The 18259-nt window shown below is 63.5% G+C and carries 16 protein-coding genes and 3 tRNA genes; 7 read left to right on the forward strand and 12 right to left on the reverse strand.

Annotation, left to right across the window (positions count from 1 at the left end):
- Positions 1-797 precede the first annotated feature (797 nt).
- From AC3ANQ_RS21800 to AC3ANQ_RS21815, 4 genes are all read right to left on the reverse strand, one after another.
- A complete protein-coding gene (locus AC3ANQ_RS21800; RefSeq protein WP_488302967.1) occupies positions 798-1124 on the reverse strand; it encodes a hypothetical protein in 327 nt (108 codons plus the stop codon).
- 247 nt (positions 1125-1371) lie between these two features.
- Positions 1372-1662, reverse strand: coding sequence for a hypothetical protein (locus AC3ANQ_RS21805; RefSeq protein ID WP_488302968.1), 291 nt, complete (start codon positions 1660-1662; stop codon positions 1372-1374).
- A 66-nt stretch (positions 1663-1728) separates the two neighbouring features.
- Positions 1729-3387 carry a DNA primase family protein gene (locus AC3ANQ_RS21810; protein WP_488302969.1) on the reverse strand — a complete coding sequence of 553 codons (1659 nt, stop codon included), beginning with the start codon at positions 3385-3387 and terminating at the stop codon, positions 1729-1731.
- A 115-nt stretch (positions 3388-3502) separates the two neighbouring features.
- Entirely contained in the window at positions 3503-3727 is a 225-nt protein-coding gene (locus AC3ANQ_RS21815; protein ID WP_488302970.1) for a helix-turn-helix transcriptional regulator, read from the reverse strand.
- Positions 3728-3816: 89 nt separating this feature from the next.
- Between AC3ANQ_RS21815 and AC3ANQ_RS21820 the strand changes: the two genes are divergently transcribed.
- Together AC3ANQ_RS21820 and AC3ANQ_RS21825 are read left to right on the forward strand one after the other, a co-directional pair.
- Positions 3817-4566 (forward strand): hypothetical protein, encoded by a 750-nt coding sequence (locus tag AC3ANQ_RS21820; RefSeq protein ID WP_488302971.1) that lies wholly within the window; start codon positions 3817-3819, stop codon positions 4564-4566.
- Positions 4563-5711 (forward strand): tyrosine-type recombinase/integrase, encoded by a 1149-nt coding sequence (locus AC3ANQ_RS21825; protein WP_488302972.1) that lies wholly within the window; start codon positions 4563-4565, stop codon positions 5709-5711. The genes AC3ANQ_RS21820 and AC3ANQ_RS21825 overlap by 4 nt, the downstream gene beginning before the upstream one ends.
- Before the next feature lie 68 nt (positions 5712-5779).
- On the opposite strand, the gene AC3ANQ_RS21830 is transcribed toward AC3ANQ_RS21825, so the two are convergent.
- The 3 genes from AC3ANQ_RS21830 to AC3ANQ_RS21840 form a co-directional block, all read right to left on the reverse strand.
- Positions 5780-5852, reverse strand: a tRNA-Phe gene (locus AC3ANQ_RS21830).
- Positions 5853-5902: 50 nt separating this feature from the next.
- Positions 5903-5976: transfer RNA gene (locus AC3ANQ_RS21835), tRNA-Asp, on the reverse strand.
- Between the two features lie 84 nt (positions 5977-6060).
- A tRNA-Glu gene (locus AC3ANQ_RS21840) sits at positions 6061-6133 on the reverse strand.
- 264 nt (positions 6134-6397) lie between these two features.
- Here AC3ANQ_RS21840 and AC3ANQ_RS21845 point away from each other — a divergent pair.
- Complete coding sequence (locus tag AC3ANQ_RS21845) at positions 6398-7306, forward strand: DMT family transporter (protein ID WP_488302973.1); 909 nt, start codon at positions 6398-6400, stop codon at positions 7304-7306.
- 62 nt (positions 7307-7368) lie between these two features.
- Here the strand turns inward: AC3ANQ_RS21845 and AC3ANQ_RS21850 are convergent, their stop codons facing one another.
- Positions 7369-8289: a carbohydrate kinase family protein gene (locus AC3ANQ_RS21850; protein WP_488302974.1), complete on the reverse strand. Its 921-nt coding sequence runs from the start codon at positions 8287-8289 to the stop codon at positions 7369-7371.
- Between the two features lie 28 nt (positions 8290-8317).
- Entirely contained in the window at positions 8318-9370 is a 1053-nt protein-coding gene (locus tag AC3ANQ_RS21855) for a LacI family DNA-binding transcriptional regulator (RefSeq protein WP_488302975.1), read from the reverse strand.
- A 162-nt stretch (positions 9371-9532) separates the two neighbouring features.
- Here AC3ANQ_RS21855 and AC3ANQ_RS21860 point away from each other — a divergent pair, with 162 nt between their 5' ends.
- Complete coding sequence (locus AC3ANQ_RS21860) at positions 9533-10015, forward strand: metallopeptidase family protein (RefSeq protein ID WP_488302976.1); 483 nt, start codon at positions 9533-9535, stop codon at positions 10013-10015.
- 10 nt (positions 10016-10025) lie between these two features.
- Complete coding sequence (locus AC3ANQ_RS21865; RefSeq protein WP_488302977.1) at positions 10026-10946, forward strand: cation diffusion facilitator family transporter; 921 nt, start codon at positions 10026-10028, stop codon at positions 10944-10946.
- Between the two features lie 37 nt (positions 10947-10983).
- Here AC3ANQ_RS21865 and AC3ANQ_RS21870 read toward each other — a convergent pair whose 3' ends face one another.
- A complete protein-coding gene (locus tag AC3ANQ_RS21870; protein ID WP_488302978.1) occupies positions 10984-13758 on the reverse strand; it encodes a PEP/pyruvate-binding domain-containing protein in 2775 nt (924 codons plus the stop codon).
- 59 nt (positions 13759-13817) lie between these two features.
- Positions 13818-14867: a universal stress protein gene (locus AC3ANQ_RS21875; RefSeq protein ID WP_488302979.1), complete on the reverse strand. Its 1050-nt coding sequence runs from the start codon at positions 14865-14867 to the stop codon at positions 13818-13820.
- Positions 14868-15266: 399 nt separating this feature from the next.
- On the opposite strand from AC3ANQ_RS21875, the gene AC3ANQ_RS21880 reads away from it, so the two are divergent.
- On the forward strand, positions 15267-15971 hold the full coding sequence (locus AC3ANQ_RS21880; RefSeq protein WP_488305392.1) for an FAD-dependent monooxygenase: 705 nt from the start codon (positions 15267-15269) through the stop codon (positions 15969-15971).
- Between the two features lie 26 nt (positions 15972-15997).
- Here the strand turns inward: AC3ANQ_RS21880 and AC3ANQ_RS21885 are convergent, their stop codons facing one another.
- Entirely contained in the window at positions 15998-16639 is a 642-nt protein-coding gene (locus AC3ANQ_RS21885; protein ID WP_488302980.1) for a copper resistance CopC family protein, read from the reverse strand.
- Positions 16640-16753: 114 nt separating this feature from the next.
- Here AC3ANQ_RS21885 and AC3ANQ_RS21890 point away from each other — a divergent pair, with 114 nt between their 5' ends.
- Positions 16754-18196: an NCS2 family permease gene (locus AC3ANQ_RS21890; protein WP_488302981.1), complete on the forward strand. Its 1443-nt coding sequence runs from the start codon at positions 16754-16756 to the stop codon at positions 18194-18196.
- Positions 18197-18259: the final 63 nt, after the last annotated feature.

An 18259-nucleotide genomic window follows, 5' to 3' on the forward strand; every position in this document is an offset into this window, starting at 1 on the left:
AGTGCCGGAACGGGGTCCCTGCACCGTTCCGGCACTATTGTGTGATCCTGCGCCTCGGGGCGTCAGCCCAGGCCGTAGTCATCAGCGGCTGAGCTTTGGTCCATCATTGCGGCCCACCGTTTCTGCTCGACACTCTGGACTACACGACGTTTCCGAACGGACATATCCGGCGGCGGGGCAGCGGCCTCCACGAGGTCATGGCCCGACCTGGAATCGGTGCAATCGAGTCAGGGTCGTAAGCCTCAGCCGGAGCCGGAATGTCGGCACCACGGTTCACGTCCGTAGATTTAGCACTTTCGTCAGTTGCTCCGTCCGACCACGACCGTTCTCTGTCGTGTACTGCCGGAAACTTAGAGGCTGTCGTGGCTGTCGTGGCTTCCGCGGGTTTCCCCTGCCCGTGAACTTCGCCGGGAAGAGCAACGTGTGCCGACGCCGTCGGCTTAGCCTTCACACTCTGGTCTTGTTGCAGCATGGGCACCGTTGCTTCCCGCCCGAAGGACGCTCCGAGACCACGTACCCCCAGCGACCTGGCCTGGCGCGACTTTCCGACGGCGTCGATGAACCCGTGGGAGAAGTGCTTCTCCTTGCCCCGCTCACGCAACTCCTCGCGGCGGGCTGCGAGGCGGTCCCGGAAGTCATCCGTGTGCGAGTGATCGCGAATGCTTGTACCGCAATTGGCGCGAAACAACCCAAGCCCGACGCGAATACATAGCGGCGGTCGCCGCTGCCGTCATGTGCCGCACCATTAAGGACGTAGTGGCACAACCGCGAGGAACTCGTCGTGGCGGTGATGGACGTTACAGCCATGAGTCTGACTCTTCCCAGATCCGGCTCAGCCTCAGCCTCAGCCGGCTCATTATCTGCCCAGGCTTCCTTTCGAGCGCCCACTGTGCAAGAAAGAATTCATGCTGACATGTGCGAAGTGCTCGGCCCGCTTCGGCATCCACGGCCGCGCCGGCGTTTATCTTCCGAGCAATTTGGTTGAGCAGCACACCCTGTCTGTCGAGCGAACGCGACAGCAGACCGAACGCCCGCGCGGCGTCGTCCAGCTCGTCGCGCAACTCCTCGTTGACCGGCGCGGCATTCGCCGCCGCCGCCGCACCGCCGTCGGCGTGCCGAAGCATGAGCCGGACCGCCTTCGATTCAGAGACGCCAAGCGCGTCAGCGACATGCAGGACCAGCCTCCCGATCCGTGTCCGTCAGGCGCAAAGACATCACGTGTTGCGCCCGCTCCTTCGGTACCTTCGTTTCCTTCGTCATCTCATCTCCTTCGTAGCGGCCTCCACCCGCCATGTGTCCAGTTGCCACTCACTGCACCCTGGCCGATAGAAGGTGAGTGGAAACTGGACTGGCAAGCCCAACCCCGGTGTACTAGAGGTCATAAGCAGTGATCAGCGCATCAAAGATCACGCTGCGGTTCTTCGCTGACCAATCGCTTTCCAGACGTTCCGCCGCAAGCCTTCGTAGCACCATGAGCTCCTGCTCCACACGAAGCTTGGCGTCGCGCTTACGCAGCAGTTCTTCGGCCTCAGCCACTCGCTTCGCCGTGGAACTCGCGGCGTTCCTCGCCCTCTGCTTTTCCTGGCCCGGAGCGCCTGTCTCGGCGCGACCTGTGCTGCCATGCGGTGATGCTGCTGCTGCGGTGTCCTCAAACGTGTCCACGCTGTGCCTCCTCGGCATCGTTTTGTTGTTGTCAGTCTCCGTTTGGAAGACGCGGGTTGGTTGTCGTCAGGCCTCGTCATGGCCTGCTGCGACGGCCACGACAGTTCCGGCACTTTGGCGACGCACGAGGCCGCGCAGCTTCTGAGTAGGTGCTTGTACGAGCTCCCTGTTAGTGCTGGTCCCGGCGAAGTTGTATGTGCGGTTCGACCACCGTTTGAGCTCGTACTCCGGCACCAGAGGTTCACGGCATCCGTTGATGTGCGAGGCATCGTAGCGTTTGGTGTCAACACCGTTAAGCTCGTACTCGCGAACCCAGCGTTCGGAAGATTTGGCGAGCACGTCGATCTGCTTCATGAACGGCCGCTGCTTCATCTTTGTGCCCGACGCGTTGGTTCGATCAGACCCCGCAACATAGAGGTCGTATATGAAATCAACCGGCAATATGTCGATCTCGAACCTGTCCTCGAACTCCTCCCAGAACTCGCGCACTGGGTCATTGTTTACCTTGTGCTCAGCGAGGAGCCTTTTGCAGGCATCGGGTTCGGAGAGCTCGTAGTAGTCCGGCATATCCAGCAGAACTCTCTTTAACACATAGCGAAGCACATCCTGGCGGCGCAGGTAGTCGTTCTTGATGTACTTCCGTTCGGCGCCGCCGAACCACTTCTCAAACGGAATGAACAGCTGCCTGCGATAGATGCTCTCGGATTTGTCCTTTGAGCGCGGGAGGTCGTTGATGCACTGCACCATGAATCCCCGGAACTGGCAGGTGACGGGCCTCAGGTGCTTACGGTTTATCATGATCGCGTCGTTCGTGATCACGGCTTTGAAGTTTGCAGAGTCCTGGTTGAAACTGCCGACGGGGTTCTCATCCGTGAGGATTGCTTGCGCATCAATCAGGGGCTCAAGCATAAACTCCTTGTCGAACTTGTTCATCGGCAGGTTCACCCATTTGCCCGAAAGATTCCGCTCCAACTGCAGCTCCGTCCCCTTGCCGTTGTTTCCTTTCTCGGAGTAGAAGAACGCTGCTTTGTGCCATCTGACCCCCGGGCGGACTACAGCCCCCCTGACCTCCCAGAGCAACTTCACGACCTGGGGATCATCGGAGAGGCTCCCGGTCCATTCCTCGACCTCCCATGGTTCGCCGTCGGGCATGACGATGACTGGACTCTGGGCATCAGGGTCGAAGGGGACCGGAGTCTTGACGAGGAAGACGTAGTTGGGGCTGAACTCAAGCAACTTCTTGGTCTTGTAGTCGAAGATGCCGTTGTCGACGGCAACGAGGTCGCGGTCACCACAGCCAGTCACCCACGGCGCCTCGCCGCGAAGGTGGTCAAGTACTTCTTTGGCCCCGTTGATCGTCAGCTCGCCGTTGTACCGGCGGGCCAACGACCTGATGGAAGATTCACTCGTTTCGTAGAGGCCGGTGGCCGGGTTGTAGATCCCAAGTAGCGGACGGTCCTCATCCCGGTCCGCGCCTACCGGAGCAATGCGTCGGGCGTGATGCAGTGTGATGAGCACTTTCGCGATCTGCGAATAGGTGAGCTCCTGGAGCAGCGAGAACTGGTTGCCACGAATTCGGGCCAGATTCTCGATAGTGAATTCCTTGTTCACGTTGTCGATCAAGTTGTGTGCCATCTCGAGACGCTCAGGAGGCTTCCCCACGTCCAGCTTGGATAGATAGTCCCCGGTCACCTGCGAGATGATGTCACTTGGCGTCCTGGCCATTACAGACCCCCTCCTGGCGCGAAGGAGCCCGAGTAGTTAAAGTTAGTCTCAGAGCCCGTCCAGAGCTTCTTGGCCGCCTCAGTGTTACCAGCGCTGGGGCGGCGTTTTCGTTCACTCATCGCGATTGACCTCCCCACTCCGGCTCCAACTGCTCCTCGATCCACGCGTCGACGTCGGCCTGACGCCACCGCACCGCGTGCCCCCCGATCTTGACGGCACGGGGCAGCGACTCTCCGAGTGAGCGCTTGCGGTAGATCGTCGATACCGACATACCTGTCTGAGCAGACAGGTCCTTTGCTGTGAGAAGCGCTGTTAAACGCACTTCGCTTTGTAGGGTCATTGCAACTTTCTCCAATCTACAGGTTCCAAAACTTGTTATGCGATGCTAACAGCTTGCATTAGCTTCTACAAGTTTTGTAATCTGTATAAGTGACCGAACCCAAGACCATCCCTGCTGCCGTCGGAGCGTACGTATCGCGCGTACGCCGAGAGCACCGCCTCACTCTTGACCAGATTGCCGGTGCCGCCCGTTCCTGCGGGGCGAGCTGGAGCGCAAGCAGCGTCAGTAACATCGAGCGCGGGCAGGCATCGCTAACCTTGCCTAACCTGCTGCTCCTGGCACTCGCCCTGGGAAACCTCACGGGTCGGCCGCTCACGCTCTCGAACCTGCTGGGCGATGCCGAGGTCCTCGCCCTATCGGCCGACGACCGGTATCCGGTTAAGCGCTCCTGGATCGACGCCGCACTCAGAGGTGAGGAGGTGACCGAGAGTCACGACAAAGGCGTCGACATCCTTGATACAGAGAGTGACGACGGACGGGACGAAACTTTCGAGGACGAGGTCCTAGCCAAGATGAGCGAGATGCGTGGTCGAGAGATAACGCCTGCTGAGCAGGCCGGCCAGGTCAATCAACTTATCGAGCAGTCCCAGATGCCGCCTGAGCCAACGCGCCGAATCTCGAACAGGAGCGCTGCAGGCAGCTTGGCGGAGGAGCGCGCGGCGAAGAAGCTTGGAATTACCACGGCCCGACTGCGTCAACTGGCTCACGAGCTATGGGCGCGCACTCTAGAGGACGAGTCGTCCAGGAGAGTCGGTCCTGGTAGCACACCGCAGGCACGCGGTCGCGTAACTCGCGTGCTCGTTGACGAGATTCGCGCCGCGATGGAGGGGCACCAATGACTCGGCCGAGATTGGGAATCGGAACCTACGGCACCATAAACACAGCCGAAGTTCAGCCCGGCAAATGGCGGGCTCGTACGCGCTACAGGTACGCCGATGGCAAGGCCCGGCAGGTCGAACGATTCGGAACGAGCAAGTCCAGAGCCGAGTCCGCCTTGAAGCAGGCGCTTCTAACCGTCGAGGCCAGCCGAGGCGGCGAACTGAAGCCGACAACGACGCTCCGCATGCTGGGGCAGATGTTCCTCGCCCATAAGCGCGATCTGCAGCGCTCCGAAGGAACACTCGAGACGTATGGATACGCCGTCACCGCACACATCACTCCGCGGATCGGCGATCTCAGCGTCGCCGAGGCGAAGCCCGACCGACTACAGAAGTTTCTCAACACGGTGCACAAGGAGTCGGGGCACGGGGCAGCGAAGAACTGTCGCTCGACCCTGAGCGGCATGATGGCTCTCGCTGTAAGCAACGGCGCGACTCCCCGGAATCCCGTGCGGGATATCGAGCGCATCTCGAAGCCGAAGGGTAAGAAGGGTGCGTCAGCCATCAGTCCCGCTGACCTTCCCGAACTCATGGCCAAACTCAGGTCATCGCCGAGTCTGATTGAGCAGGACACCGTCGAGCTACTCGACTTTATGGTTGCCTCAGGCTGGCGGGTCGGAGAGGCCTGCGCCCTTGACGTCTCCTCTGTCGACTTTCTGGGCGGCACCGCCGAGGTGGAGGCAACCAACGTCAGAGTGAATGGCATGGGCATCCTCCGGCAGCCGGTGGCGAAGACAGCTGCCTCTCATCGTGTCACCCCGTTGCCGGGTCCGACGGTGGATCTGTTGCGCCGCCGGCATGAACGACTGAAGGAGTGCACAAGTCTGCTATTCCCGACGGTACTGACGCATCTCCGAGACCCATCCAACACTCAGCGGGAACTCCGCGACATCCGCGACACTCTCGGCTACCCGGAGCTCTCGACCCACACATTCCGCAAGACCGCAGCGACGATACTCGATCGAGCCGGAATGTCGGCGGCAGAGATCGCGGCATTCCTCGGGCACGCGAACCCTTCGATGACCCAGGACGTCTACATGAACACACTCAAGGGAGACACCAGGGCGGGTGCCGTCATGCAGGAACAGCTCAAGGGCCTGATTTGAATGTGCGGGGTTTATGCGGGGTGGCTGACTCTTAGACACAAAAAACCCCCGAATTACCGGGGGTTAAGTGGCTCCGACCGGCGTCGATCCGGTGACCTTTCGATTTTCAGTCGAACGCTCTACCAACTGAGCTACAGAGCCTTAGGTGACAATGTCACCATGATTGCCGGAATTTCTTCCGGCAATCAGAGCGACCCTGACGGGACTTGAACCCGCGACCTCCGCCGTGACAGGGCGGCGCGCTAACCAACTGCGCTACAGGGCCTTGCTTGTTTGCAGTATCTCTACCGCTTTTTTCAAGGCTTCCAGCCTACCAGACTTCTCAGCCTGGTTTGACCAGTTCCTTGCGTACCCCCAACGGGATTCGAACCCGTGCCGCCGCCGTGAAAGGGCGGTGTCCTAGGCCGCTAGACGATGGGGGCCTGGAACAATCCGAATTCGCGACAGTCAACAACACCATGTGTTTTACCGCTTCTCGCTCGTCCGAACTGGACTCTAAAACTTTAGAGCATAGTCACGGTTATTCCCAAATCGCGCCCCGATGGTCTCAAACCAGGACGCAAACCAGGACGCAAACCGGTATCAAACCAGCGTTCAAATCCGCTCCGTCAGAGTTGGCGGTTTCTTGATGCAAGACGTCCGAATTCCGCCAGTCCGTCCCGCCCTTCGCGGACTAGATTGGCATCATGGCCACAAGCACCCCAACCTCTCCGGCGACCACCAACTCCCGGACCATCAGCAAGCTCGGCATCGCTGCCGTCGTTGTCACCGTTGTCCTTTGGGCGTCCGCCTTCGTAGGCATCCGCGCCGTGGGCCCTAGCTTCTCCCCCGGCTCCTTGACGCTCGGGCGGCTGGCGGTTGCCGCCGTCGCGCTCGGCATTGTCGCCCTGCCAAGGCTCAAGCGCTGGCCGAAGGGTCGCGAATGGTGGCCCATCCTCTCCTACGGTGTCATGTGGTTCGCGGGTTACAACGTGGCCCTGAACGCCGCCGAGCACATGCTGGACGCCGGAACCAGCGCCATGCTCATCAACGTCTCACCCATCCTGATCGCGGTCCTCGCCGGCGTCATCTTGAAAGAAGGCTTTCCGCGCTGGCTGATCATCGGCAGCCTGGTGGCGTTCGGCGGGGTTGCGCTGATCGCGCTCGGATCGGGACAGCGCTCGACGGCGGACGTCGCCGGAGTGCTGTTGTGCCTCCTCGCCGCCGTGCTCGCCGCGGTGAGCGTGATTGTCCAGAAGCCCGTGCTGCGGACGTTCTCCGCGGCGCAGGCCACGTGGTTCGGCATCATGGTAGGCGCCGTCTGCTGCCTGCCGTGGGCAGGCCAACTGGTGGCTGAGGTGCAGGCCGCTCCCCTTCCGGCCACGCTTGGCCTGGTGTACCTAGGTATCTTCCCCACGGCCATCGCCTTCACCACCTGGGCCTATGCGCTGTCCCTCATCGAGGCCGGAAAGCTCGCCGCCACGACGTACCTGGTTCCGGGCACCACAATTCTGATTTCCTGGGCGGTGCTCAACGAGATCCCCACCATCTGGGGACTTGTGGGCGGCGTGATCTGCCTGGTCGGCGTCGGGCTCACGCGGCGCCGCACCCGCTAGAGCCACCACCCGCTAGGGCCGCCTCCCGCAAAGGTGCACCGCCGTCGTCGAAGTACCCGGCCCTACCTGGCCATTCCCGCAAGAAGCTCGCGGTGCGTGGGCGGGTTGGCTCCCGGGCGCCCCACGGTAATAGAGGCGGCCATGGAGGCGGTCTGTCCAATACGCTCGAGCACGGTGGGCGCAAGCCCCTGGCTACCGCGCAGCAGCAGTCCGAGGATCAGTGCCGACATGTACGAATCGCCGGCGCCTATAGTGTCCGCCACCACCGAGGTCACCGCGGGGACCGTCAGCTGGGTGTGGGGCGTCGCCATCAGCGAGCCTTCCGCGCCTCGCGTGACCACGGCGAGGCCTGCACCGAGGCCCAGGATGTGCTTGGCGGTCTCCTCCAGGGACTTGCCCGGGTAGAGCCAGAACGCGTCGTCGTCGCTGAGCTTCACGACGCTTGTCAGCGGTACCAGCTCCTCGAAAATGCGGAGCGCCTCACTGTGGCTGCCCAGAAGGTCCGGGCGGATGTTGGGGTCGTACGTGACAATGCATCCGCCTTGCGCCTGCTCCAGGAGTTTCCTGACGACGCCGGCACCGGGCTCAAGGAACGTCGCGATCGAGCCCGTGTGGAGGACCTTCGGGGCGTAGGGGAGCGCGGCCGGAGCCAGTTTCCATTCGATGTCGAACGTGTACTCGGCCGAACCGTCCGCGGCGATCTCCGCCGTCGCCGTCGCGGTCTTCGCGAGCGATTGCGAGCCCGGCAGCACAACTACACCGGCGCTTGCCAGGTGTGCCGCGATGGCCTCACCGCGGGAGTCGCGCCCGACGGCGGTCAGCAGCCCGGCCTTCACGTCAAGCCGCCCGAGGCCGTAGGCGACGTTTGCCGGCGAGCCCCCAGGGTATTCGGTCTGCCCTTCGGGCGAGTTGACGATGTCGATGAGCGCTTCACCGACCACGACGACGTCGAGCGGCTCGGACGCAAGGGGCGAGTGGTTCATGCGTTTCCTATTCCTTGGTTGGGGAGTTTCAGTAGCTACAAGTGGATTTCAGTGGCGCGGCCACGGAATGGCGTTCGACGAGGGGACATTCAAAGTATTCGGTTCTGCCGTTGCTGTCAGCGCCGGCCAGCAGCAGTTCTACGGCGCGCCGGCCCATCTTTAGGAAGGGCAGCTCGAGCGTCGTCAGTCCGGGCCGCAAGTGCGGGGCGAGCGTTTCCTGATTGTCGAAACCGACCAGGGAGACATCGCGCGGGATGGACAATCCGAGCTGGGCCAACGCCTGGTAGGCACCCCAGGCGGTGCGATCATTGGCGCAGAAGATGGCCGTCGGCGGGTGCGGACCGGCCATGAGTGCAAGGGCGTTGTCGAAACCACCCGATTCGTGCCCGTCGCCTGCGCGGTGCAGCCCGGAATCGGGGTTGAGGCCCGCCTCCTCGAGCGCCCGGACATAGCCCGCATAGCGCCCGACGGCGGCCGGAAGCTCACCGTCCAGGTCACCGATGTTGATCATCGCGATCCGGCGATGTCCGGCGTCGAGCAGTCGTTTGGTGGCGGTGTAGCCGCCCAGCTCTTCTTGCGGAGCGATGCTGGGAAAGCGTCCGGATCGGTCACGAGAATTAAGCACGACAGCGGGCACCTCCGCCAGGACGTCGGGCACGTCAAGGACCCGGTGGTACATGGCGGCGTAGACCACTCCGGCGACTTTGTAGGACAGCATGGCCTCCAGCGAAGCGGCCTCGAGGGCCTTGTCCCCGCCCGTGTTGACGGTCAGGAGCAGCAGCCCGGCCTCCCACGCCTTCGCCTGCGCACCCTCGATGATCTTGCCGGCGAAAGACGCGGTGGCCACGAAGTCGCCGACGAAGCCGATCATCCCGGCAACGCCGTCGCGGAGCACTTTGGCGTGGGCGTTGGTCCGGTAGCCCAAGTCATGGGCGGCAGCATGGACCTTGCGCCGGGTTTCCTCCGAGAACCTGGTGCCCGCGGCGTCGTTGAGCACCAGCGAAACCGTGGCCTGGGAAACGCCGGCAGCGGCAGCGACGTCGTTCATCGTCGTGCCGGATCTGCTACCGGGGCGGTTCATGGAGAGGCCTGTCTGTCGCGAGCTTTGAAGGGGCTTGCCGCAGGATCCGCACGGGCTGGGTGGGCTTAACCTGGGGCTGGGTTATACGAATTACCAGCCCGAAAAACTGTAGCTGCCATCACATCCTGCGTCAACGGCCTGGCCACGGACTAGAGTCAGAGCATGCCCGCGAATTTGCCTCCTGGCCTGCCGATCGTTCCCGACGGCGATGCCCCCGGCGGCCAGCGCATTTCCTCCCCGCTTCCAGGTACCAGTGCGACCTCGTTCAATACCACCCCGTTCAATATGTCGCCGGAAGACTTCGAGGCGGCGGTGGGCGACGCCCTGCTCCTCATTCCGGACAAGGCGGCCCGTGCCATGGACAATGTGGCGATCTTCATCGAGGACGACTACACGCCGCAGCCCGGCGACGCCCCGGGGACGGTGTTGCTGGGCCTGTACGAGGGCGTGCCGCTGACGGAACGGGACTCCTGGTGGGACGCCGGTTCGCTCCCGGACCGGATCACCATCTTCCGGCAACCAATCCTGGACATCTGTTCATCGCGCCAGGAAGTGATCGACGAGGTCGCCATTACCGTGATCCACGAGATCGCCCACCACTTCGGAATCGGCGACGACCGCTTGCACGAACTCGGCTGGGGATAGCCTTGTAGGCATGGGGCACGATCACAACCACTCACACGGCGTCACCGCAACCGGCAAGCATCGGAAGCGGCTCATCGCTGTCCTGGCCATCACCCTCGCGGTGGTCCTCGTCCAGGTGACGGGCGCCGTCGTCTCCGGTTCGCTGGCGCTGCTCGCCGACGCAGGCCACATGCTGTCCGATGCAGCTGGCGTCTTCATTGCCTTGCTTGCCGCGTGGATAGCCACCCGGCCGCCGAGCGATCAACGCACCTACGGGTACCAGCGCGCCGAGGTCCTGGCCGCCCTGGCCAACGCCCTCATCTTGATCGTGATTTCGGTAGTGATCTTCATCGAGGCAATCCGCCGCTTCGGGGAGACGCCGGAGATCCGCACAGACGTCATGCTCTTTGCCGCCATCCTGGGCGCCGTGGCCAACCTGGTCTCGCTCCTCATCCTGCGCGGGGCCCAGAAGGAAAGCCTCAACGTCCGGGGCGCCTACCTCGAGGTCCTGGGCGACCTTCTGGGTTCGTTTGCCGTCATCGTCGCCGCGATTATCATCGTGACCACCGGTTTACGGGTCGCCGACCCGATCGCATCCATCCTGATCTCGCTGATGATCCTGCCCCGTGCCTGGCACCTGCTGCGCGACGTGGTTGATGTGCTGCTGGAGGCCACGCCCAAGGGCGTCGAGGTCCAGATGATCCGCGAGCACATCCTCTCTGTCGAGGGCGTGGTGGCCGTTCATGACATCCACATTTGGACCATCACGTCCGGAGTTCCGGTCTTCTCGGCCCACGTGGTGGTGGAGGACCGGATCCTGGACGCCACGGGTGCGGACCGGCTCTTGGACCAACTCGGATCCTGCCTCGGCTCGCACTTCGACACCGAGCACTGCACCTTCCAACTGGAACCTTCCGGCCACTCGGCGCACGAAACCCACCAACACGCCTAGCTCTCCGGGACCACCGTCCCGGTGGCGCTGGGCCCCGCTAGATGACCACCATCCCGGTGGCGCCGTCCACCGTGATCGTTTGGCCTGAGCTGATCCGGGACGTGGCATCCGGGACGCCCACGACTGCCGGAATCCCGTACTCACGGGCAACGACGGCGCCATGGGAGTTGGGCCCACCCATCTCCATCACTAGTCCCCCGGCAGTCAGGAAGAGCGGCGTCCAGCCGGGATCGGTGGAGGGAGCCACCAGGATTTCCCCGGGTTCGAGGTGAGCACCCACCGGGTCCATGATCACCCGGGCTACCGCAGTCACGGTTCCCGCCGAAGCCGGGGTTCCCAGCAGCGCGCCATCCGGCATCAGTGCGCCCGCCGCCGGAGCCCCAGTGCGGCCGCGCAGCCCGGCGGGCAGGGCTTCCGGCTCTGTGCCGTCCGAGAGCAGGACGCGTGGCACATGCCGGCGCTTCAGCTCAAGCTCGTAATCTTCCCGTCGCTGCGCTACTAGGTCACGGAGATCCGCGCCGTCCAGGCCGAGGCGGGCGTCATCGAAATCCAGGAAGAAAACATCTTCGGCGTGATCAATGCTTCCTGCGTCCGCGAGAGTCTCTCCCACCTTCGAAATCTGAGCGCGGATCGCGGCCAGGCCTGTCACAAGGTTGTATTTGGGGAGCTCCCGTAGCCCCGCGAACATCCTTGTCCGCGCGAGTGCCATTTTCACGATCCTGGCGTGAAGCGGACTCTTGGACCGCGCACGCGCCACGAGCACGGCGGCCTGCTCCTCGGCGTCGTGGGCGGCTTTCTCGAACTGTTTGTCCGGCGCCAGGCGGGGATCATCCAGGCGAAGGTAGTTGACCAGCACTCCGATGATGTGGGTGGGGTCGTCGGACCAGCGGGGCATGCCCAGATCGATTTCCGCGATGGCCCGGTGCCCATAGTCGTGCAGGAACCCTGCCAAACCCGCTTGCGCGACGCCGGGCAGTCTGCCGTCACGATAGCTCTCCGCGAGCGCGGCGGGCTCGCCGCGCTCGAAGGCCTCAGAGGAAGCCGCGTCATTGCGGATGGTGGTCGCGAGCCGCCACAGCGCAAGGTCCATTTCCGTGGTGACGTTGTTGGGCAAGCCGCGGATGATGGTCTGGAGTTCACCCCAGGAGGCCTGTTCACCAAGTAGTTTGTGAACCAACCCCATCATCGCGAAGCCGAGTGCGACCGGGGGCAAGGTCTTGGGCACCAATGGGAACATTTCCTCGCCCAGTATCCGCTCGACCTGGTCAAGCCTTTCACGGGGAGTGGCATTGCCAAGGATTTCGAGCTCAGCCCGCAGGTCCTCTCCGAGTCGCTGCGCCCTGTCGAGGGCAGCGTTCGGCCGGAAAAGGGCGCGCAACAAGGTTTCAGGGACACGGAGGCGGAACGCGATCGGGGCTATGTGCCTGATCGGCTTGAGGGGCGTCCTGCTGGTGACAGCGAAACGCGGGTCCTCGAACAAGGCGCGCATGATGACCGCAGAACGCGACTCCATGACGTCGAAGAGCTTGGGCACGATGGCCCGGCCTGTGGTGCTCCGGAGCACCGCAGTGAGGTCAAAGTAGATGCGTTGCCCGGCCTCGTAGTAGGGCGAGGGACCTTTCCTCGGTTCAGGGACCCGGAATCCCGCGGCCCCGGCCACAGAGGATGCAATGAGCCTGATGCCCGCGAGGCCCATGGGAGTCAGCGGACGCGTCAGGCCTTGGGCGAGGCTGAAGCAAAGGTACGCGTGCGGACCGGGGACTGCCGGTTGGCGGGTCATTTGCGGGTAGAGCGTGGTGATGGGACGGGCTTGGGTGAGCCACAGCTTGCCGTCGCCATCAATAGCCCATTCGGTGTCCTGGGGTGCTCCGTAGTGCTCCTCGACGCGCTGGCCGAGAACGGCGAGTGCCCTGATTTGGGAGTCGCTGAGGCAAGGTTCTCCGGCCTGCCCGCCGGCGTCCAGCGACGCCGTCGCGCCGTGGGCCCCGGGCGAATCGATCCTTTCCGTACCGCCTCCAGGAAGGGAGTGAATTACGAGCTTCCGATCCCCGATCCTTCGCTCCGTGATCCTGCCCGTGAGCGAGTCCACCACAAAGTGGTCCGGATTCACCGCGCCTGAGACCACGGCCTCGCCAAGTCCGGGGTTGGCGTCGATGACCGCCTCGCGGCGCCGCCCGGTTACCGGATTGGCTGTGAACAGCACCCCGGCAGTCTCAGCGTCCACCATTCGTTGAACGACGACGGCGAGAGTCACCGCAGCCTGGTCAATCCCGTTGCTCGCCCGGTAGCTGACCGCCCGATCAGTCCACAGGGAGGCCCAACACTTACGGACGGCCTGCAGCACGGCGTCGGCCCCTACGACATTCAGGTACGTGTCCTGCTGCCCAGCGAAACTCGCAAAGGGCAGGTCCTCCGCCGTGGCAGAGGACCTGACCGCCACCGCGGATTCCGGGCCCAGCGCGGCGTAGGCCAGGCGGACGGCGTCCTCGACGTCGGCGGGGATCCCGGCGTCGAGCACCGCATCCCTGGCGCGGGCCGCAAGGGATGCGAGCCCCTCAAGGTCGCCAGGATCCGCGGCCACAAGCTTGTGGAGAACATCCGAGAGGGCTGACTCGGCGCTTGCCTCCCGCTGCAATGCACGCCAATAGGCATCCGTGGTCAGGCAAAACCCGGGCGGGACCGGAAGGCCGGCCCAGATCAGCTCCCCGAGGTTGGCGGCCTTGCCGCCGGCCTCTGGAAGCATGGTTGCGCGGATCCGGCGCAGTTCGATGATGAAGCGCGGCGCCTCCCCCGGCCCTGGATTCTCCGCCATCGCGCCTGCCTGCCTCCGCCGGTGTTTGGGTGCTTGCCTCTTGTTTGGCCGATTTACCGTTATGCGGCAAGCATGGGACCGAATTTGACGCGGTCCGCCAGCCTCGGATCCTCGCGGTCAGGAACAACCAGCACGGGACTCTTGGCGTGGTGCAAGACGCCGTCCGACGTTGAACCGAGGAGCATCCCCGCGAAACCTCCCCGCCCGCGCGTGCCGAGCACCACGAGTTCCACACCGCGGCTCACTTCCACGAGAACCTCGACGGGCGAACCATCAAGCAGCTGGGTTTCCACGGGTAGCGTTGGGAAGTGGCTCTTAAGCCATGCCAATCCTGCGTCCAGCTGGACCCTGATGTCCTTGAAGAGGGCCTCCCGGTCCAAGGGCGCCGGAACCCAAGCCAACGAGCCGCTGTACTCAGGTACGGCACAAATGACACGCAGCTTCGCGCCCATGCGTTGGGCCTGCTCAGCGGCTTCCAACACGGCAACTCGGGCCTGTTCCGAGCCGTCCACGCCCACTGCCACCACGTTCTCGATCACGTGGGGGCCAGCCTTGGCACGCTCAGCTTTGATGTGCTTGTCCTCTGTGGTTTCACCCAAGCGGTCCGCGCAAAAAAGCGGGACGGTCACGGTGGGGCACTTGGAGTGCGCGGGAAGGGCACTGCTCACCGATCCCAAAAGCCTGCCCACAAACCCGCCACGTCCCCGGGTGCCGAAGACCAGGAGCTCCGCAGTTTCGGACAGGTCCAGCAGCACGCCGGACGCATCTCCGTTTTCCACCGAGCCATCAACGTCGATGGCGTAGCCGGAAACTTTCTCAAGGGCCTGCTTGACGATCGCCTCGGCGCCGTCCCGGATAACGGAGTCGTCCACGGTTGCATAACCCCCGTCCAAGCCGGAAGCCGCGAAGATGGGCACGGAGTATGCCGTGACTACGTGCAGGGGAAGCTGCCTGCGCTCGGCCTCGCGGGCGGCCCAAATAAGGGCGCATTGGCCGTGTTCGCTGCCGTCAACGCCCACCACGATCCCGCCGGGGGCAATCGATGGTTCCTCTCCGTTGCCTTCGGTCTCTGGGTGATGGCTTTCAGAGTGTTTGCCGTGCTGGTCCATGGGGCCCGCCTCCTCGCACTACTGGCTGATGTTGCGGCTATTCTGCCAGAGGCCGCGCCCACAACGTGTTTCTCGCTTGACTGCCGTGAGTTGCGGTCTCCAATGCTCACTATTCTCGTTTGCAAGGGCCGAATCAAGCGGGATGATGCGTATGTGTAAACCCGCCAGAGCGCCTTGGATTCGGCCGCATCGGATCGTGAAAAATGCGTTGGCGGACATGCCGAAGCCGGGGCTATCCAGCACGCGATTTCTTCTGTAATGTTCGAGGCACTGGTGACCGGGGATCGTGTTTTTCAACACATCAACGGCCATCATTTGCGACCGCTTGGGGACTCGGACGCCATCCAGGTGTTGCCTACGGCAACGCACCTTTGAAGGAGGAGCCAAGCTGTGTCAACCATGCCTGCTGCGAGTACGGAACGCACCACCGCTGTGGTCATCGGTGCCGGCATGTCCGGCCTGGCCGTGGCCAGCGAGCTTAGCCGGTACGGCGTGGATGCAATCGTGGTGGACGGAATGCAAGCCCCCGGAGCCCCGCAGCAGTTCAACACCGGCATCCTGCAGCGATGCGACGCAGCCGACGCCCCAGGTCTCCAGGAACGCAACGAAATCCTGAGGCACCTGCGCAATTACGCGGCCAGCCATGGCCTCGATGTACGAAACACCACCCGGGCCGTCCGCCTGGACCGCGTCGATGATGCTGCCCTGGGCTCCGTGAATTCGGGCGCCATCGTTTCAAGCTCCGCAATTTCCAGTTCACTCGGATTCGACTTGGCCTCGCCCGGCGTGCCGTCGCACCAATGGGCCGTTCACACGGCCAGCGGAGTTCTTCTGGCCGACCATATTGTTGTCACCCGCTGCGGACAGAGTCAGTTGCGGCGGATGCTTGCCGAACTCGGCATCGCCATCGGCCAGAACCTCGTCGCCGCCATGCGTGCGATTGGAATGTACTTGGTGGGCGTCGGCGAACTGGCAACGCCAACACCTAAGGAAGTCCTGCGCCAAGCCAAGGTGGTGGGCCAGGCTATCTCGGCCAAAGTGCACCCCGACAGCGTCCACGCGGCCCTTACCGGCACGTTTGCGGCGGTTCCCGCCCTCGCGTAGCTAGCCCAATCTGAAGAGACGGCTCCCTACGATCCCTCGGGCTCGTTGTCGGAGTCCTCGGAATCACCGGAATCACCCATTGCCAGTCGGCGTTGTGCAGTCACGCCCTGGTACACCAGCAGCGCCACTGCCACGGCCGCGAAGACCACAATGCTCCAAGGGAACGGCTGGGAAGCATCAGGCGCCTTGTCCGGCGGCGTGGTGGAACCCGGCGCGACTGTGCCGGCCGTGGGAACCGGCGCGGAGGGCTGGGTGCTCGAGGAAGCGCCGCCCGACGTCGTACCTCCTGCTTTCGCGGTGAAGGTGAAGGTGCCCTCGATGGGGTGCGAATCCGAGCTGACAACGCGCCAGATGACGGTGAACGCCCCGGCAGGGGCGCCGGGCCGCAGCTTCTGCGACACCACCGCGTCCACAATTTCCACGGAACCGTCTGCCCAGTTCTGGCCGGAAGCGTCGTTGACCCGGATCTGCGAACCGAGCATGAGAGGCCGGTTGTTGAACGTGACCGAAACCGAGTCCGGGACGCCCGCAACTGTTGATCCGTTGGCCGGTGAGGTTGACTCGGCGACGTCGTGCGCGAAGGCCGGTGCCGCTGAGAAGAGGACGGCAGCGAAAAGAACCGCGGTAAGAGCGACGACGACGGCCAGAAGCTGGCGGATGGGGCGCATGAGCGAGTGACTCCCTTGGTGTTGGATTCCTTACAGACTAGGCGAATTTGCGGGAGGGCCGAAGCCGCGGGCATAGGATTTGAGAGCACACTTCCCCGATCCCCGGAGACCTCCATGCTCAAACAGGGCTCAGCCATCGATCGCTACTTCAAGATTTCGGAGCGCGGATCCAACTACTCGCGGGAAATCCGGGGCGGCTTCGCCACGTTCTTTGCCATGAGCTACATCGTGGTCCTCAATCCCTTGATCCTCTCCGGGGCAGACTCCAGCGGCGCGTCCCTCGGTTTCCCCGCGGTCGCCGCTACCACCGCCTTCGTGGCCGGTATCCTGACCATCCTCATGGGGGCGTGGGCCAAACACCCCTTCGCCGTGGCCACCGGGCTGGGCGTCAACGCCTTCGTGGCCGTAACGATTGCCTCTCACCCCGGCCTGACGTGGCCGGACATGATGGGCCTCGTGATGCTGTCGGGCCTGACCATGCTGATCCTGGTTCTGACGGGTTTCCGGACCGCGGTCTTCAAAGCCGTTCCCGAAGCACTGAAGACGGCGATCGTGGTGGGCATCGGGCTTTTCATCGCCTTGATCGGCCTGGTCAATGCCGGCTTCGTGCGCCGTATTCCGGACGCCGCCGGCACCACGGTCCCGCTGGGCCTAGGCGTCGATGGGAAGCTGCTTGGCTGGCCCACTTTGGTGTTCGTCGTGGGCCTGGTGCTGACCATCGCGCTGGTGGTCCGAAAAGTGCGTGGCGCCATCCTGATCGGCATAGTCGCCTCCACGGCCCTCGCGGCCATTCTCGAATTCACCCTGCACATCGGTCCGAGTTTCGACGGGAAGACCTACAATCCCCGCGGCTGGTCCCTCGTTGCGCCCAAGTTCACCGAATGGGCTGCCCCGGACCTGTCGCTCATCGGTAAGGCGAACCCCTTCGGTGCATTCGAGCACCTTGGCTTCATCGCCGCCACGTTGCTGGCGTTCGTGATCCTCCTCAGCATCTTCTTCGACGCCATGGGCACCATGGTGGGCCTTGCCAGGGAAGCAGGAAACATCGACAAGCACGGAAACATCCCCAATGTGGACCGTGTCCTGCAAGTGGACGCCCTTGGCGCGATCATCGGTGGCGGTTCGTCCGTATCCTCCAACCAGATCTTCGTGGAGTCAGGGGCCGGCATCGGCGAGGGTGCCCGGACCGGTTTGGCCTCGATCGTGACTGGCCTGCTGTTCCTGGTGGCCATGTTCTTCACCCCGCTCATCAACCTAGTCCCGTTCGAAGCCGTGGCACCCGCCCTGGTGGTGGTGGGCTTCATGATGGTGTCCCAGGTGGGCAAGATCCATTGGCAGGACTGGGGTGTGGGTATTCCGGCGTTCCTGACCATGGCCCTCATGCCGTTCACCTACTCGATCGCCAACGGCCTGGGCGCCGGATTCATTTCCTTCGCCCTGATCCGCACCTTCCAGGGCCGGGCGCGTGAAGTGCACCCGCTCATGTGGGCTGTGGCCGCGGCATTCCTGCTGTTCTTCGGGATCGGTTCGGTCGAGGAAATCTTGGGCGTCAAGTAGCCTTTCCGGAATACCGGACACCCGCGGCGTGCAAACAGTGTTTCCCGACGCCGCCATGCGGTG

The sequence above is a fragment of the Arthrobacter sp. DMZ02-1R genome, assembly GCF_057747935.1.